The organism is Xanthobacter sp. DMC12, from assembly GCF_056314105.1.
This window is the reverse complement of sequence record NZ_JBQUYZ010000001.1, coordinates 318,103-331,462: the sequence shown is the minus strand read 5'-3', so window position 1 is coordinate 331,462 and position 13,360 is coordinate 318,103. Positions and strand designations below refer to the sequence as shown.

The following is a 13,360-nucleotide window of genomic DNA, read 5'->3' as shown; positions in this document are numbered from 1 at the left end:
TCGGGGCCAAGATCAATAAAAAAACCCCCGGCGATGCGCCGGGGGTTTTTCTTTTGGCAGGCAAAGCGTGGCAGGGCGCTGTGGAAAGCGCCACCAGCTCACTTCTTGGCCGGGTCGGACGCAGGCGCCGCCGGAGCGGGGGTGGCAGGCGTAGCAGGGGCGGCCGGCGCGGCGGTCTTCTCGATCTTGGCGTCGGCGCGCAGCTTCGTCACCATGTCGGCCTGGGCCTTGCGCACCAGATACTGCTCCACCTGATCCTCGACCTGCTCATAGGACGGGACCGCCTTCTGGCGCTTGTCCTCGACCTTGATGACGTGCCAGCCGAACTGGGTCTTCACCGGGTCGGAGACCTGGCCCTTCTCCAGCTTGAACGCCGCCTCGGCGAATTCCGGCACCATCTGGTCCTTGGTGAAATAGCCGAGGTCGCCGCCGTCCTCGGCGCTGTCCTTGGAATTCTCCTTGGCGAGCTTGGCGAAATCCTCGCCGGCCTTGGCCTTCTTGGAGATTTCCTTGGCCTTCGCCTCGTCGTCCACGAGGATATGGCGGGCGTGAACTTCCTGCTCGGCGGGAGCCGACTTCACCAGATCGTCGTAGGTCTTGCGCTTGAGCTCGGCAGAAACGGCCTTCTTGGCCTCCTGCATCATCATCGCTTCCATCAGCGCCTTCATGCGCGCATAGGCGAGGCGGTTCTGGAACTCGGGGGTCTGGTCGATCTTCTGCGCCTCGGCCGCCTTGGCGATAAGCGTCATGTCGGTCAGGAAGGACAGGACATATTCGTCGCGGGCCGGGCCCCGGACCTCGGGCGGCAGGCCCGATCCGATGTCCTCGAGGGCAATGTTGAGCTCGCTCTGGCGGATCGGCGTGCCGTTGACGGTGGCGAGGACCGGATCACCGGCAGGCGCAGCGGCCGCAGGGGCAGCCGCAGGTGCCGGGGCCCCCTGCGCCAACGCCGCCCCCATGGAGGCCGCGGAAACCGAGGCCGCGAGCAGGGCGGCGAAGAGGGAAAGCTGAGCGGAACGCTTCATGGGGCCGTTTTCCTCGGAGTGTGTCGTCGGATGCGCCGATGCGCGCGCAACCTTGCTCACGTGTCCTCCGCTGACAAGAGGGCATTGTTGCGGCATACCCGCGACCGGAAAACGCACGGCGGGGCTTTCGTTCCCGCGCGCGAGCCTGTATAAGGCGCGCCTTCAATCGGGAATGCTGGCCCAAGGGCGAGCCCCGCGAATTGCTCCCCAGCATTTCGCAACCGGGCTCGAGACGAACGCGTACAGGCGTCGTCTTCTCTCTTCAGGCTCGGCGCGCACCGATCACAAGTTCGAAAAGCCGCAAGGGCGCCAGCCGGCGCGCTCGCATGTTGCGCCAGTTGGCGAGTCACCTGGCTCGTTACGTCGTTCAGGAGTTTGGACAATGGCTGTCCCGAAGAGAAAGACCTCGCCGTCCCGTCGCGGCATGCGCCGTTCGGCCGACGCGCTGAAGCAGCCCACCTATGTGGAAGACAAGGATTCGGGCGAGCTGCGCCGTCCGCACCACGTCGACCTGAAGACCGGCATGTATCGCGGCCGGCAGATCCTGAAGCCCAAGGCCGAGGCCTGATCTTCATGTCGCGGTGGCCTTGAAGGCCGCCGTTGCAGCGCCGGCGCACGCCGCCGGCGCGCCACCCCTCCCCGGGGGTGATTCCGGCCTAGAGGCCCGCCGAGCGATTCGCTCCCACGCGCGGGCGGGCCGACTGCATGCCGCCATGTTCAGCAATTCTGACCGGCGCGCGACATCGCGACCCTGCCTCTCAATGCGCGATACGGCCATACGGTCGCAGCCCCGCCCAGCGCTCGATTCTCCCGGTATCGGTCCCCGGCGGTCGGCCGGCGCGCACAATCCCCTGATGCCTCCGCATCCGTGACATTCAGAGCCCGATGTGTCATCGCATCCGCGGAGCCTGACGGCGCCACGGGCGAAGGCCCTCGGCGTTACGGGCTGAGCGGTCCCGAGGAGCACCAATGCTGACGCCCGTCCCGTTGCTGATCGTCCCCCTCGCCCTCTACAACATCATGGTCTTCCTGATGCCGGGTACGGAATGGACGACTGTGCTCACCACGGTCGAGATGATGTCGGGCGCCCACTGGACGATCACCCTCGCAGAAGGGTTCATCGCCCTCAGCCTGTTCTTCCTGTTCTTTGAGATTCTCAAGTCGACGCGCATCAGCTCGCGTTCGATCATCGATCACATGCTGTCGATGCTGGTGTTCGCGGCCGGCCTTGCCGAATTCCTGCTGGTGCGTCCGGCCGGAAATTCGGTGTTCGCCATCCTGCTCTGCATCATGCTGCTGGACGTGGTGGCCGGCTTTTCAGTCTCGATCCGGGTCGCGCAGCGCGATTTCACGGTCGATCCGCGCGGACAGCAATAAAACCTGCCGGGCACCGGCGCGGCCGGGCGGAACCGGCCATCGCGCATCTTGCGGTTCAAGCCGCCGGCCCCCCGCAACGGGCGGCCGGCGCGGGCTTATCAGCTTCCGCTGCCTTCCTTGGGCTGGCTGCGGATCTCGCTCGGCGCATCGTTCTTCGCCACGAGCTTGGGCTCGGGCTTCGGAACCAGTTGCTCCAGCTTCGCCTGCATGTCCGCCATCTGCCGCTTCAGCGCGTCAAGCTCGTCCACCCGCTCCGGCTGCGACGCAGGCTGCGCAGGTGCAGCAGCGGCCGGAGTAGTCGCGGTCCCGGCCGGCTCATCCCCCTTGGGGAAAGGCAGGAACATGTGGAAGGCGCGCTCGAACACTTCCATGTTGCGACGCACCGTCTCGTCCAGGCCGGCAAACGGAGCGCCGGGAACCGGAAACGGCGTGCCGGCCAGCGTTTGCGACAGGTGGTCCCGAAACTTTCCCTGGTCCTTGGTGAAGCTGTCGATCGACGCTTCCAGGTACCTTGGCACCAGCATCTGCATGCTGTCACCGTAGAAGCGGATGATCTGGCGCAGGAAGGCGATGGGCAGAAGGTTCTGCCCCTTGTTTTCCTGCTCGAAGATGATCTGCGTCAGTACGGAATGGGTGATGTCCTCGCCGTTCTTGGCGTCATACACCACGAAATCCTCGCCTTCCTTCACCATGTTGGCGAGGTCTTCGAGAGTCACGTAGGTGCTGGTCCCCGTGTTGTAGAGACGGCGGTTCGCGTATTTCTTGATGGTGACTGGCTCTTGCGATTTGGCCATCGTCCGGTCATCCGTTTCCTTGGGCGGAATGACAGGTTAAGGCGTTTCCAAGTGCAGAGCTACCACTTTGTGTGCGCTGCCCATCGCGCCTTTCGCAGCGCGGAGTCAGCCCCGCACCCATGCTGTGCCGACCAAGGTTGAATAGCTGCTTTTGACCGGCCCCCTTGCCATGCGATGGGTCATTGACACATGGTCCGGCCCGGACACGATAGAGGTCAAGCCTTCCCATTCGCCATTCGGCAAAGAGGCGCGGAGCCACCCGCCCGATCTTCCCAGGAGAGACTTCCATGAAGGACGAGGTCGTTATCGTTGCAGCCGCGCGCACCCCTGTCGGGTCGTTCAACGGCGCGCTCGGCGCACTTCCCGCGCATGAGCTTGGCGCGATCGCCATCAAGGCCGCCCTTGAGCGGGCCGGCGTGGCGCCGGAGGCCGTCAGCGAGGTGATTCTGGGCCAGGTGCTCACCGCCGCCCAGGGCCAGAACCCGGCCCGCCAGGCGTCCCTCAAGGCCGGCGTGCCCATCGGCGCCCCCGCCTACGAGGTGCAGATGGTGTGCGGCTCGGGCCTGCGCTCCGTCGCGCTCGGCGCCCAGGCCATCGCCAACGGCGACAGCGAGGTCGTCGTGGCCGGCGGTCAGGAATCCATGAGCCAGTCCACCCACGCCGCGCACCTGCGCAACGGCGTGCGCATGGGCAATGCCGACTTCGCCGACACCATGATCAAGGACGGCCTTTGGGACGCCTTCAACGGCTACCACATGGGCGTGACCGCCGAGAACGTGGCCAAGGAATTCCAGATCACCCGCGCCGAGCAGGACGAGTTCGCCGTCGCCTCCCAGAACAAGGCCGAGGCGGCCCAGAAGGGCGGCAAGTTCAAGGACGAGATCGTCCCCGTCACCATTTCCACCCGCAAGGGCGACGTGGTGGTGGACCAGGACGAGTACATCCGCCACGGCGCCAGCCTCGAGGCCATGCAGAAGCTGAAGCCCGCTTTCGCCAAGGATGGCACGGTGACCGCCGGCAATGCCTCCGGCATCAATGACGGCGCCGCCGCCGTGGTGCTCATGAGCGCCGCCAAGGCCAAGGCCGAGGGCAAGACCCCCCTCGCCCGCATCGTCTCCTGGGCGCAGGCCGGCGTTGATCCGTCGGTGATGGGTACGGGCCCGATCCCGGCGTCCAAGCTGGCGCTGGAAAAGGCCGGCTGGTCCAAGGACGACCTCGATCTCGTCGAGGCCAACGAGGCGTTCGCCGCCCAGGCCATCGCCGTCAACAAGAGCCTCGGCTGGGATACCTCCAAGGTCAATGTAAACGGCGGCGCCATCGCCATCGGCCACCCGATCGGCGCCTCGGGCACCCGCATTCTGGTGACCCTGCTGCACGAAATGCAGAAGCGCGATGCCAAGAAGGGCCTCGCCACCCTCTGCATCGGCGGCGGCATGGGCATCGCTATGTGCCTCGCGCGCGACTGAGCCCCGCGCCCGCCTGAGCCGCTCCGCGGTTCAGGCCGCCGGACGGGAAGCCGCGCCCCAGGCTACCCCGTCCCGAAAGGGCCGCGACGTCGGATCGCGGTCCTCCGTTTCCAAACGGAAATATGGACTTGCTACACACCGCCCGAGCGTGGCTCGACCCGCTTCGGCTGGGTGGGGAGTCTCCAGGTCGAGCCAATAGCGTTAAGTGAAGGAGGGAAACCATGGGACGCGTCGCATTGGTCACGGGCGGCACACGGGGAATCGGCGAAGCGATCTCGGTGGCGCTGAAGGCCGCCGGTCGGACGGTCGTCGCCAATTTCGCGGGCAATGAGGAGGCCGCCAAGGCCTTCACCGAAAAGACCGGCATTCCCGCCTACAAGTGGGACGTGTCCGACTTCGAGGCCTGCAAGGCCGGCCTTGCCAAGGTGGAAGCCGAGGTCGGCCCGATCGAAATCCTGGTCAATAACGCCGGCATCACTCGCGACGGCCAGCTGCACAAGATGTCGCTTGAGCAGTGGAACGCGGTGATCAACACCAACCTCAACTCCGCCTTCAACATGACGCGCAACCTCATCGAGGGCATGCGCGACCGCAAGTTCGGCCGCATCGTCTGCATCTCGTCCATCAACGGGCAGAAGGGGCAGTTCGGCCAGACCAATTATTCTGCCGCCAAGGCCGGCGAGATCGGCTTCGTGAAGGCGCTGGCGCAGGAAACCGCGAAGCTCGGCATCACGGTGAACGCCATCGCCCCCGGCTACATCGCCACCGAAATGGTGCGCGCGGTGCCTGCTGAGGCTTTGGCCAAGATCGTGGCGACCATCCCGGTCGGCCGCCTCGGCGAGCCGGAAGACATCGCCCGCTGCGTGGTGTTCCTCACCTCCGACGACGCCGGCTTCATCACCGGCTCGACCATGACCGTGAACGGCGCGCAGTACATCTGCTGATCGCGCCATCCGGCGATGCAAGACGGCCCGCGCCCTCCCCGGACGCGGGCCGTATGCATTTCAGGCCACCGCCCTTTTCACACCACCAGCGTCTCAAGCAGCGCCCGCACCGGCCCGGGAATCGGCACCGGGCGTTGGGTCTCCCGCTCCACATAGACATGGACGAAATGTCCCTGCGCCGCCGCGCCGGGGTCGTCGCCCTGAAACAGGGCGATCTGGTAGCGCACCGAGGACGATCCGAGTTTCGTCACCCGCATGCCCGCCTTCACCGGGGCCGGATAGGTGAGGCTGCGAAAGTAAGTGCAGCGGGTCTCCACCACCAGGCCGATGACAGGACTTGTCTGCGGGTCCAGCAGCCCGGCCGAGACCAGCTGCTCGTTCACCACCGTGTCGAAGTAGGAATAATAGACCACGTTGTTCACGTGGCCATACACGTCCACGTCCATCCATCGGGTCGTGATCGGCAGAATATGCTTGAAGGCGTCGATCGTCACCGGCTCCTCGCGTGCCGCCGTGCCTCCTCGTGCACCCGCCCCTGCCGCACCGCTCATTCCAGCCTCCCCAATCGCATCCGCCGCCATTTAGAGGCGCGGGGTGGGCGAGGCCAAGGGGCAAACCGAGCGCGGCCTCAGCCCGGCTCGTCGCCGGGCGGCAGCGGCTGTTCGGGCACCTTGAGCGCGTCGGCGAGGCGCATGCGCGCGGTGCCGGGGCGCAGCGGCTTCTGCTGGCTCTCGTGCGGCGCCCAGCCGGACAGGAACACGATCTCGAACGTCGCCCGCACTTTGCCGTCGGGATCGGCGAAGCGCTCGGCATAGACTTCCGCCGCACGCAGCAGCGTCGCCCGGCGCAGCGGCACGCGGCGGCGTTCGTTGAGCGCATTGGCCCCGCCCATCCGCCGCAAGTCCGCGAACAGGGTGAAGGGCGAGGAATAGCGCACCACCACGCGGTCCACGTCCGTGACCGGCAGCGCGAACCCCGCCCGCTGCAGCAGGGCGCCGAGGTCGCGCACATCGGCGAACGGCGCGAGGCGCGGCGAGAGCCCGCCCGTGGTCTCACTCTCGGCGATGGCGAAGGCCTGCCGCAGTTCGGTGAGGCTGCTGCCGCCCAGCAACGCGGCCATGAACAGCCCATCCGGCTTGAGCGCCCGGCGCACCTGCGCCAGCACCCCCGGCAGATCGTTCACCGATTGCAGCGCCAGGGCTGAAAGCACCAGATCCAGGCTGCCCGGCGCAAACGGCAAGGCCTCCTCGTCAGCCACCACAGCAGGCGGAACAGGACCGCCGGCCAGCGGCGCCGCGCGGATCAAACGCTCCACGGCCGGGTGACCGGAAAGGGCGTTCGCCAGCGCGGCCGTCGGTGTGCCGAGGTCCACGGCGGTCGCGAAGGTCCGTTTCACGGCGGAAAGTCGATCCGCGACATCCTCCGCCGCCCGCTCCAGCAGGAAGGTCTCCGGCCCCAGCGCCGCCGCACGGGCGAGGCGCCGGCGCAGCAAGGCGCGATCGAAAACGAGGTGGGGCGCGGTTTCGGAGGCAGGTCTCATGGCCCGCATATAGGCGTTCGCCGCGCCGGATGCACGCTGCGGCGGTCTCCGCTGCGGCATGTCTGCCCAAAGGGTTTCCCGCCGTCCCGGGAAAGCTGCCTTTCCCGCCGCGCTTATTGATCGGCGCCCGCCGAGCCGCTACAGGCCACGGAACCTATAAGACTTTCGCACAAGCGGACGGGAGAGCGCGTATGGATAAGGCGACCGGCACTGCCTCCGACAGGGAGATCCTGCTCGCGCTGTTCGAGACCGCCCTTGCCGCCGCCCTGCCGGAAGGCAAGTTCAGGGACCGCCTTCCCGCACCGCCCGACGCGGCGAAGGGCGGCCGCACCATCGTCATCGGCGCCGGCAAAGCCTCCGCCCGCATGGCCCGCGCCTTTGAAGAGGAATGGGGCCGCCCCTGCGAAGGCCTCATCGTGACCCGCTACGGCCATGGCTGCGAGACGAAGCACATCGAAATCGTCGAGGCCGCCCATCCGGTGCCCGATCAGGCCGGGCTCGACGCCGCCCGCCGGATTCTGGAGCTGGCGCGCAGCGCCGGGCCGGAGGACCTTGTGGTGTGCCTCATGTCGGGCGGCGCCTCCTCCCTGCTCACGCTTCCGGCCGAGGGGCTGACGCTGGCCGACAAGCAGGCGCTCAATTCAGCATTGCTCAAGTCCGGCGCGCCCATCGGGGTGATGAACCGGGTGCGCAAGTCCATGTCGGCCATCAAGGGCGGCCGCCTCGCCGCCGCCATCGCGCCGGCGCGGGCCGTGACCTACCTCATCTCCGACGTGCCCGGCGACGATCCCGCCGCCATCGGCTCCGGCCCGACCATTCCCGAGGCCTCCGATCCGGAGGCCGTGCTGGGCCTGATGCGGACCTGGGGCATCGCGATCACCGACAAGCTGGAGCAGGTGATCCGCGCCAACACGGTCTCGGGCGAGGCCATCCCCGGCCAGGACGTCCATATGATCGCGACGCCCCTCATGGCACTGAAGGCGGCCGAGGAAAAGGCGAAAGCGCTCGGCCTCACCCCGCTGATCCTCGGCGACGCCATCGAGGGCGAGGCGCGTGAGGCCGGCAATGTCTTCGCCGGCATCGCCCGTTCCGCCTCGGAGCACGGCCTGCCCGCGGCTGCCCCCTGCGTGCTGCTCTCCGGCGGCGAGACCACGGTGACGGTGCGCGGTAAGGGCCGGGGCGGCCGCAGCGTGGAGTTCCTGCTCGCCCTCGCCATCGCGCTCAAGGGGCGGGAGGGCGTCTCCGCCATCTCCTGCGACACGGACGGCGTGGACGGCACCGAGGACAATGCCGGCGCCTGGTTCGACGCCGCGCTGCTCGCCGATGCCGCGGAGCGCGGGCTGAAGCCGGACGACTACCTCGCCAACAATGACGGCTACAGCTTCTTCTCGGCCCTCGACCGGCTGGTGATGACCGGGCCGACGCTGACCAACGTCAACGACTTCCGCGCGATTCTGGTGCGCTGACACCAGCAGAGCCGATTGCGGCGGGCGTATGCGTGCACGCGCCTGTTGCAGCGCAGCAGAGCTGCGGCTGGCGCATGGCTCAATTTAATTGAGCAAAATCAAAACCCTGAGGGCTGAAGCCTCCAAATCGGCATGGCTTTGCCGTATTGGTCAACGTCAGCCCTATTGACCTTTGCTGCGCTGCACATAGTTTGGGGCCACGAACAAACCGGGGGCGACCGGGAGGAAACCGGAGGTTTTAGACGCCAGTCTGGAGACCACTATGACCGATGAGGTCGCGCCGGGGATCATCCGGAAGCTTTGGACCGGAGAGGCCGGACAGTTCCGGGACCATCTCCTCAGGCTCGATACGGAGAGCCGCCGGTTCAGGTTCGGCTCCGCAGTATCCCCCGAATTCATTGAACGCTATGCGTCGCGTGTGTTCCGCACCGGAGCCATCGTGCATGGCTGCTTCGTCGACGGCGAGCTGCGTGCCGCTGCCGAACTCTATCCGATGGGCGACGTTCTGCCCGGCGAGGCGGAAGCCGCCTTCAGCGTCGAGACCGAATACCAGAACCACGGCCTCGGTACCCTGCTGCTCGATCGGGTGATTCTCACCGCGCGCAACCGCGGCATCCGCTCGCTGTTCATGAGCTGCCTCGCCCATAACCGGCGCATGCAGCAGATTGCCCGCAAGTACGACGCGGAGCTGAAGTTCGAGCACGACGAGGTGACGGCGGAACTGGTCGCGCCCTTCCCCACCGCGCTCTCTCTGGCGCAGGAGGCCGCGGCCGATGCCCAGGGCATGGCCGGCGCCGTGCTTCAGGCCCAGCGCATCGCCACCGGGCGGCTGCTCGACCTTCTTCTTCCCGCTGCCGCCGAGCCTGTGCTGGAGCCGCAGTGATCTGACCCGTCTGCCCCGGACGTGAGACCCGGCCCTCCCTGCAGGAGGGCCGGCAAACAAAAACCCCCGGCATTGCCGGGGGTTTTTTCGTTTCAGCCAGACACCGGCCGGATTGCTCCGGCCGGACATCGCAGGCTGGAAATTACTGGCCCGTCTTGGCCTTCTCCAGCTCCTGGCCCTTCTTGAGGAGGGCGGCCTTGCTCTGCTCTTCCTGCTGCTGCGCGGCGGCACGGGCTTCTTCCATGCGCTTGCGCTCCAGCTCCATGGCCACCTTCGCGTCCATGCCGGGGCCGTCATAGGCCTTGCCGAAGTCGGCGTTGGAGATGGGCAGGCTCAGGGTGCGGCCGGTGCCGTTCACCATCTGCAGATAGACCGCATTGGCCTTGCGCAGCTTGGCAACGAAGGTGCCGTCGACCTCGAGGTCACCGATGCAGGTCGCACCACCGCCCTGGATGGGCTGGCACAGCACGAACGGGATGTTCACCGGATCCTTGTCGAGGGTGATGCGCAGGCCGGGCTGCAGGCGCATGCCGAGCGGCACGGAGATGTTGACGTGCTTCTTGGGCTCGTCCTGCATCTCGATGATGTCGACCTTGGCGATCGCCTGGCTTTCGACGCCGAGCACCTGGGTGAGCACGCAGACCTGCTTCTTCCGCTCAGGCACTTCCTGGCAGATCTTCTGCCACGGCGAAGCGGAGAACTTCACGTCGGCCTCACCCTGGGGCTGCGCCTGACCCTGCTGAGGGGCACCGGCCGGAGCAGCAGCAGCGGGAGCGGCAGGCTTGGCGGCGGGGGCAGCCGCGGGGGCCGCGGGCTTGGCAGGAGCCGCGGGCTTCGCCGGCTGGGTCGTGGAGGGCTGGGTCTGGGCAAAGGCCGGACCAGCGAGCGCCACAGTGAGCAGCGTGGCGGCGACGGACGCCGTAAGCCGCGCGGTGGAATGGGTCTTCGTCATCGTGGCCTTTCCTGTGGTCTCTGCCGCCGGGCTCCCGCATGCGCAGGCGCACGCGCACGCCGGAGCACCCCGCGCCCCCTCTCGGACACCGGCTCTCTCCTGCCCAATTGAGGCGAGAAGGTGACAAACCGGCCGTCATCTTCGGATCTGTCGGCGCGCGCTAGATTGCCGAGGATTGCGGCCAACTGACGGCGCGTTCTCCAACCCACGGGATATGCTGACACAACGCCGCCTGCAAGCGCCGGATCATCCCAATTCGAATCATGAACCCGCCTTGCTATGCTTGGATTTGTGAGAAGCGATAATGCGTCGGAGGCGCCATGATGACCGGCTGCGGAAAAGCCGCGCGCCCGACGCGGATGGGCGCCCTCCTCGGCGCGCTCCTGCTGCTGACCTTCGGCGGTGCCGATGGGGCAAAGGCACAGGCGCTTGACAAGGCATCCGCCATCGCAATGCGGGGACAGCCCGCGCTGGCTTCCGGCTTCGCGTCCCTTGCCTACGCCAATCCCGCCGCCCCCAAGGGCGGTCGGCTGACGCTCTCGCTGCTCGGCACGTTCGACAGCCTCAACCCCTTCATCGTGAAGGGCACTTCCCCCGCCCTCCTGCGCGGCATGGTGACCGAGAGCCTGATGGCCCGCTCGCTCGACGAGCCGTTCACCCTCTATCCGCTGATCGCCCGTACCGTTTCGACCGACGAAAAGCGCTCCTACGTCGAATTCGGCCTCGATCCGGCGGCGCGCTTCTCTGATGGCGGCGCGCTGACCAGCGCGGACGTGCTGTTCTCGTTCGCCCTGATGCGCGACATGGGCCGCCCGAACCATCGGCTCTATTATGGAAAGATCGCCAAGGCGGAGGCGCCGGACGCGCATACCGTGCGCTTCACCTTCGCCGAGCCGGACCCCGAGCTGCCGCTCATCATGGGGCTCATGCCTGTCTTCAGCGCGGAGGCGACGGACCGGGCGCGGTTTGAGGAAACCACCCTTGCGCCGGTCCTCGGCTCCGGCCCCTATCGCGTCACCAACGTCAACGCCGGTGCGTCGCTGACGCTGGAGCGCAATCCCGACTATTGGGGCGGGAACGTCGGCTTCAATCGCGGCCTCTACAATTTCGACCGCGTCGATGTCGTCTATTTCCGCGATGCCAACAGCGAGTTCGAAGCCTTTCGCAAAGGCCTCATCGACGCCCGCTTCGAGAGCGATCCCGGCCGCTGGGAAACGGCCTATGATTTTCCCGCCGTCCGCAGCGGCGAAGTGGTGAAGGAGACCATCCCCACCGGCATTCCCAAGCCCTATTCCGCATTCGTCTTCAACACGCGGCGCCCGCTGCTGGCAGACATCCGGGTGCGTAGGGCGCTCATCGAGCTGTTCGATTTCGAATGGCTGGACCGCAATTTCTACCACGGCCTCTACCGGCGGACCGGCAGCTTTTTCGAAGGATCGGCGCTCTCCAGCCTGGGACGTCCCGCCGATGCCCGCGAACGGGCGCTCCTCGGCCCCTTCCCCGGCTCCGTGGTCCCCGACGTGCTCGCGGGCACCTACCGGCCGCCGGTGTCCGATGGCTCGGGCCGCGACCGCGCCCGGCTCAAGACCGCACTCGACCTTTTCGGGCAGGCCGGCTTCGTGCTGCGCAAGGGCGCGCTGGTGGAGGCGGGGAGCGGACGGCCGTTCGCGCTGGAACTCATGGTGGTCACGCGCGACCAGGAGCGCCTCGCCCTCGCCTGGCAGGCGCAACTGAAACGGGCCGGCATCACGCTGAATGTCCGCAATGTGGATGCGGTCCAGTTCGATACCCGCCGGCAGGCCTATGATTTCGATCTGATGCCCTATGCCTGGTCGCAATCCCTGTCTCCCGGCAACGAGCAGGCCTTCTATTTCGGCGCCGCCGCCGCCGATACGCCGGGGAGCCGCAACTACATGGGCGCGAAGGCGCCAGCCATCGACGCCACCATCGCCGCCCTCATCGCCGCGCGGGACGAGGAGGCTTATGTCGCGGCAGCGCGGGCGCTGGACCGGGTGCTGATCTCCGGCGCCTATGCGGTGCCGCTGTTCCACACCCCCGGCCAATGGCTCGCGCGCTGGACGCGCATCGCCCGACCGGAGCGGGCCTCGCTCTACGGCACGCTGCCGGAAACGTGGTGGCGGGTGCCGGGCAAGTGACGCCTCAGGCGGGCACGACACCGGGGCGGGCGCGCACGGCGAGTGTTCCGAAGATCAGGAAGGCCAGAAGCACGATCCCTTGCGCGATGGCGAACGGCGGCTCCGACTGGGTTGGCGCAAGGGTGGCGAGGGCGGACACCTTGGCAAACGCCTGGGCGACGGCGACGAAGACCAGGAAATAGAGGCTCGCCACCGCGGTGCCTGAATAGATCCCGCGCCAGATGCCCGCGCGGCCGGCGCCGTAGAGCGCGTAGGCCGCGACGAACACCACCACGATGGCGATGGCCCCCACCACATGGGACGGCTTCACGCCGGCGAAGGGAAACAGGAAGCCCGTCGCGCTCGTCAGGAATGCGAGGGCGAGGAAGGCTGCGGTGAGCCCCGCCCCCGCGCGCCCGCCCCGCATCAAGGCGCGTGTGACCGGGATGCCGAGAACGATGGCGATCAGGCTGATCCAGGTGTGCAGGCCGGTGAGTGTGGTCGGGTCGAACATGTCTGCCCCCTCGCTGTGCTGGATCATGATGCCGCAGGGTCAAGCTTTCCGCACGCACCGTCTTTGCGGCTCGGCATGCGTCGCCAGCCAGTTTGGAGATGCGCAAAAACATCCGGCTTGGGCTGGACAGCGCCATCGCAACGCAGCACGTTATGCCGCAAGGGCAAATATCGGCCGCAATTGGCGAAGAAGCTCCGGCGCGCTGGATTGCGGTAGTACCTTGCGGCAATACTTGGTCCGCTGTACTTGGTCGCAACTACGAAA

General features: G+C 67.1%; 13 protein-coding genes. 7 read left to right on the top strand and 6 right to left on the bottom strand.

The genetic code is table 11. From position 1 onward, the window contains the following. Positions 1–98 precede the first annotated feature (98 nt). Entirely contained in the window at positions 99–1,025 is a 927-nt protein-coding gene (locus ACT535_RS01400; protein WP_476363098.1) for a peptidylprolyl isomerase, read from the bottom strand. Positions 1,026–1,407: 382 nt separating this feature from the next. Here ACT535_RS01400 and rpmF point away from each other — a divergent pair, with 382 nt between their 5' ends. Together rpmF and ACT535_RS01390 are read left to right on the top strand one after the other, a co-directional pair. After that, positions 1,408–1,593, top strand: coding sequence for a 50S ribosomal protein L32 (rpmF, locus tag ACT535_RS01395; protein ID WP_024279215.1), 186 nt, complete (start codon positions 1,408–1,410; stop codon positions 1,591–1,593). 401 nt (positions 1,594–1,994) lie between these two features. After that, entirely contained in the window at positions 1,995–2,402 is a 408-nt protein-coding gene (locus tag ACT535_RS01390; RefSeq protein ID WP_024279216.1) for a hypothetical protein, read from the top strand. A gap of 98 nt (positions 2,403–2,500) precedes the next feature. Here ACT535_RS01390 and phaR read toward each other — a convergent pair whose 3' ends face one another. Further along, the gene (gene phaR, locus ACT535_RS01385; RefSeq protein WP_168456940.1) at positions 2,501–3,196 is read right to left on the bottom strand and encodes a polyhydroxyalkanoate synthesis repressor PhaR; all 696 of its coding nucleotides are present in this window, start codon (positions 3,194–3,196) and stop codon (positions 2,501–2,503) included. Between the two features lie 287 nt (positions 3,197–3,483). On the opposite strand from phaR, the gene ACT535_RS01380 reads away from it, so the two are divergent. Together ACT535_RS01380 and phbB are read left to right on the top strand one after the other, a co-directional pair. After that, positions 3,484–4,662, top strand: a complete 1,179-nt coding sequence (locus tag ACT535_RS01380) for an acetyl-CoA C-acetyltransferase (protein ID WP_168456939.1) — start codon at positions 3,484–3,486, stop codon at positions 4,660–4,662. Positions 4,663–4,883: 221 nt separating this feature from the next. Next, positions 4,884–5,606 carry an acetoacetyl-CoA reductase gene (gene phbB, locus ACT535_RS01375; protein ID WP_168456938.1) on the top strand — a complete coding sequence of 241 codons (723 nt, stop codon included), beginning with the start codon at positions 4,884–4,886 and terminating at the stop codon, positions 5,604–5,606. Positions 5,607–5,683: 77 nt separating this feature from the next. Here the strand turns inward: phbB and ACT535_RS01370 are convergent, their stop codons facing one another. After that, on the bottom strand, positions 5,684–6,157 hold the full coding sequence (locus ACT535_RS01370; RefSeq protein WP_476363097.1) for an acyl-CoA thioesterase: 474 nt from the start codon (positions 6,155–6,157) through the stop codon (positions 5,684–5,686). Positions 6,158–6,234: 77 nt separating this feature from the next. Then, a complete protein-coding gene (locus ACT535_RS01365; protein WP_476363096.1) occupies positions 6,235–7,155 on the bottom strand; it encodes a methyltransferase domain-containing protein in 921 nt (306 codons plus the stop codon). A 182-nt stretch (positions 7,156–7,337) separates the two neighbouring features. Here ACT535_RS01365 and ACT535_RS01360 point away from each other — a divergent pair, with 182 nt between their 5' ends. Then, complete coding sequence (locus ACT535_RS01360; RefSeq protein ID WP_168456935.1) at positions 7,338–8,612, top strand: glycerate kinase type-2 family protein; 1,275 nt, start codon at positions 7,338–7,340, stop codon at positions 8,610–8,612. Between the two features lie 262 nt (positions 8,613–8,874). After that, the gene (locus tag ACT535_RS01355; RefSeq protein ID WP_168456934.1) at positions 8,875–9,495 is read left to right on the top strand and encodes a GNAT family N-acetyltransferase; all 621 of its coding nucleotides are present in this window, start codon (positions 8,875–8,877) and stop codon (positions 9,493–9,495) included. A 142-nt stretch (positions 9,496–9,637) separates the two neighbouring features. Here ACT535_RS01355 and ACT535_RS01350 read toward each other — a convergent pair whose 3' ends face one another. Next, on the bottom strand, positions 9,638–10,447 hold the full coding sequence (locus ACT535_RS01350) for an invasion associated locus B family protein (protein ID WP_168456933.1): 810 nt from the start codon (positions 10,445–10,447) through the stop codon (positions 9,638–9,640). A gap of 320 nt (positions 10,448–10,767) precedes the next feature. Between ACT535_RS01350 and ACT535_RS01345 the strand changes: the two genes are divergently transcribed. Further along, entirely contained in the window at positions 10,768–12,603 is a 1,836-nt protein-coding gene (locus tag ACT535_RS01345; RefSeq protein WP_476363095.1) for an extracellular solute-binding protein, read from the top strand. A gap of 4 nt (positions 12,604–12,607) precedes the next feature. Here ACT535_RS01345 and ACT535_RS01340 read toward each other — a convergent pair whose 3' ends face one another. After that, positions 12,608–13,096 carry a hypothetical protein gene (locus ACT535_RS01340; RefSeq protein WP_476363094.1) on the bottom strand — a complete coding sequence of 163 codons (489 nt, stop codon included), beginning with the start codon at positions 13,094–13,096 and terminating at the stop codon, positions 12,608–12,610. Between the last annotated feature and the right edge of the window lie 264 nt (positions 13,097–13,360).

What these genes read in the sequence shown, in the direction of transcription:
- ACT535_RS01370 (WP_476363097.1), bottom strand. Translation starts at nt 6,157, where the DNA reads ATGAGCGGTGCGGCAGGGGCGGGTGCACGAGGAGGCACGGCGGCACGC.
- ACT535_RS01380 (WP_168456939.1), top strand. Translation starts at nt 3,484, where the DNA reads ATGAAGGACGAGGTCGTTATCGTTGCAGCCGCGCGCACCCCTGTCGGG.
- ACT535_RS01340 (WP_476363094.1), bottom strand. Translation starts at nt 13,096, where the DNA reads ATGTTCGACCCGACCACACTCACCGGCCTGCACACCTGGATCAGCCTG.
- ACT535_RS01360 (WP_168456935.1), top strand. Translation starts at nt 7,338, where the DNA reads ATGGATAAGGCGACCGGCACTGCCTCCGACAGGGAGATCCTGCTCGCG.
- rpmF (WP_024279215.1), top strand. Translation starts at nt 1,408, where the DNA reads ATGGCTGTCCCGAAGAGAAAGACCTCGCCGTCCCGTCGCGGCATGCGC.
- ACT535_RS01365 (WP_476363096.1), bottom strand. Translation starts at nt 7,155, where the DNA reads ATGCGGGCCATGAGACCTGCCTCCGAAACCGCGCCCCACCTCGTTTTC.
- ACT535_RS01390 (WP_024279216.1), top strand. Translation starts at nt 1,995, where the DNA reads ATGCTGACGCCCGTCCCGTTGCTGATCGTCCCCCTCGCCCTCTACAAC.
- ACT535_RS01355 (WP_168456934.1), top strand. Translation starts at nt 8,875, where the DNA reads ATGACCGATGAGGTCGCGCCGGGGATCATCCGGAAGCTTTGGACCGGA.
- ACT535_RS01345 (WP_476363095.1), top strand. Translation starts at nt 10,768, where the DNA reads ATGATGACCGGCTGCGGAAAAGCCGCGCGCCCGACGCGGATGGGCGCC.
- ACT535_RS01400 (WP_476363098.1), bottom strand. Translation starts at nt 1,025, where the DNA reads ATGAAGCGTTCCGCTCAGCTTTCCCTCTTCGCCGCCCTGCTCGCGGCC.
- phaR (WP_168456940.1), bottom strand. Translation starts at nt 3,196, where the DNA reads ATGGCCAAATCGCAAGAGCCAGTCACCATCAAGAAATACGCGAACCGC.
- ACT535_RS01350 (WP_168456933.1), bottom strand. Translation starts at nt 10,447, where the DNA reads ATGACGAAGACCCATTCCACCGCGCGGCTTACGGCGTCCGTCGCCGCC.
- phbB (WP_168456938.1), top strand. Translation starts at nt 4,884, where the DNA reads ATGGGACGCGTCGCATTGGTCACGGGCGGCACACGGGGAATCGGCGAA.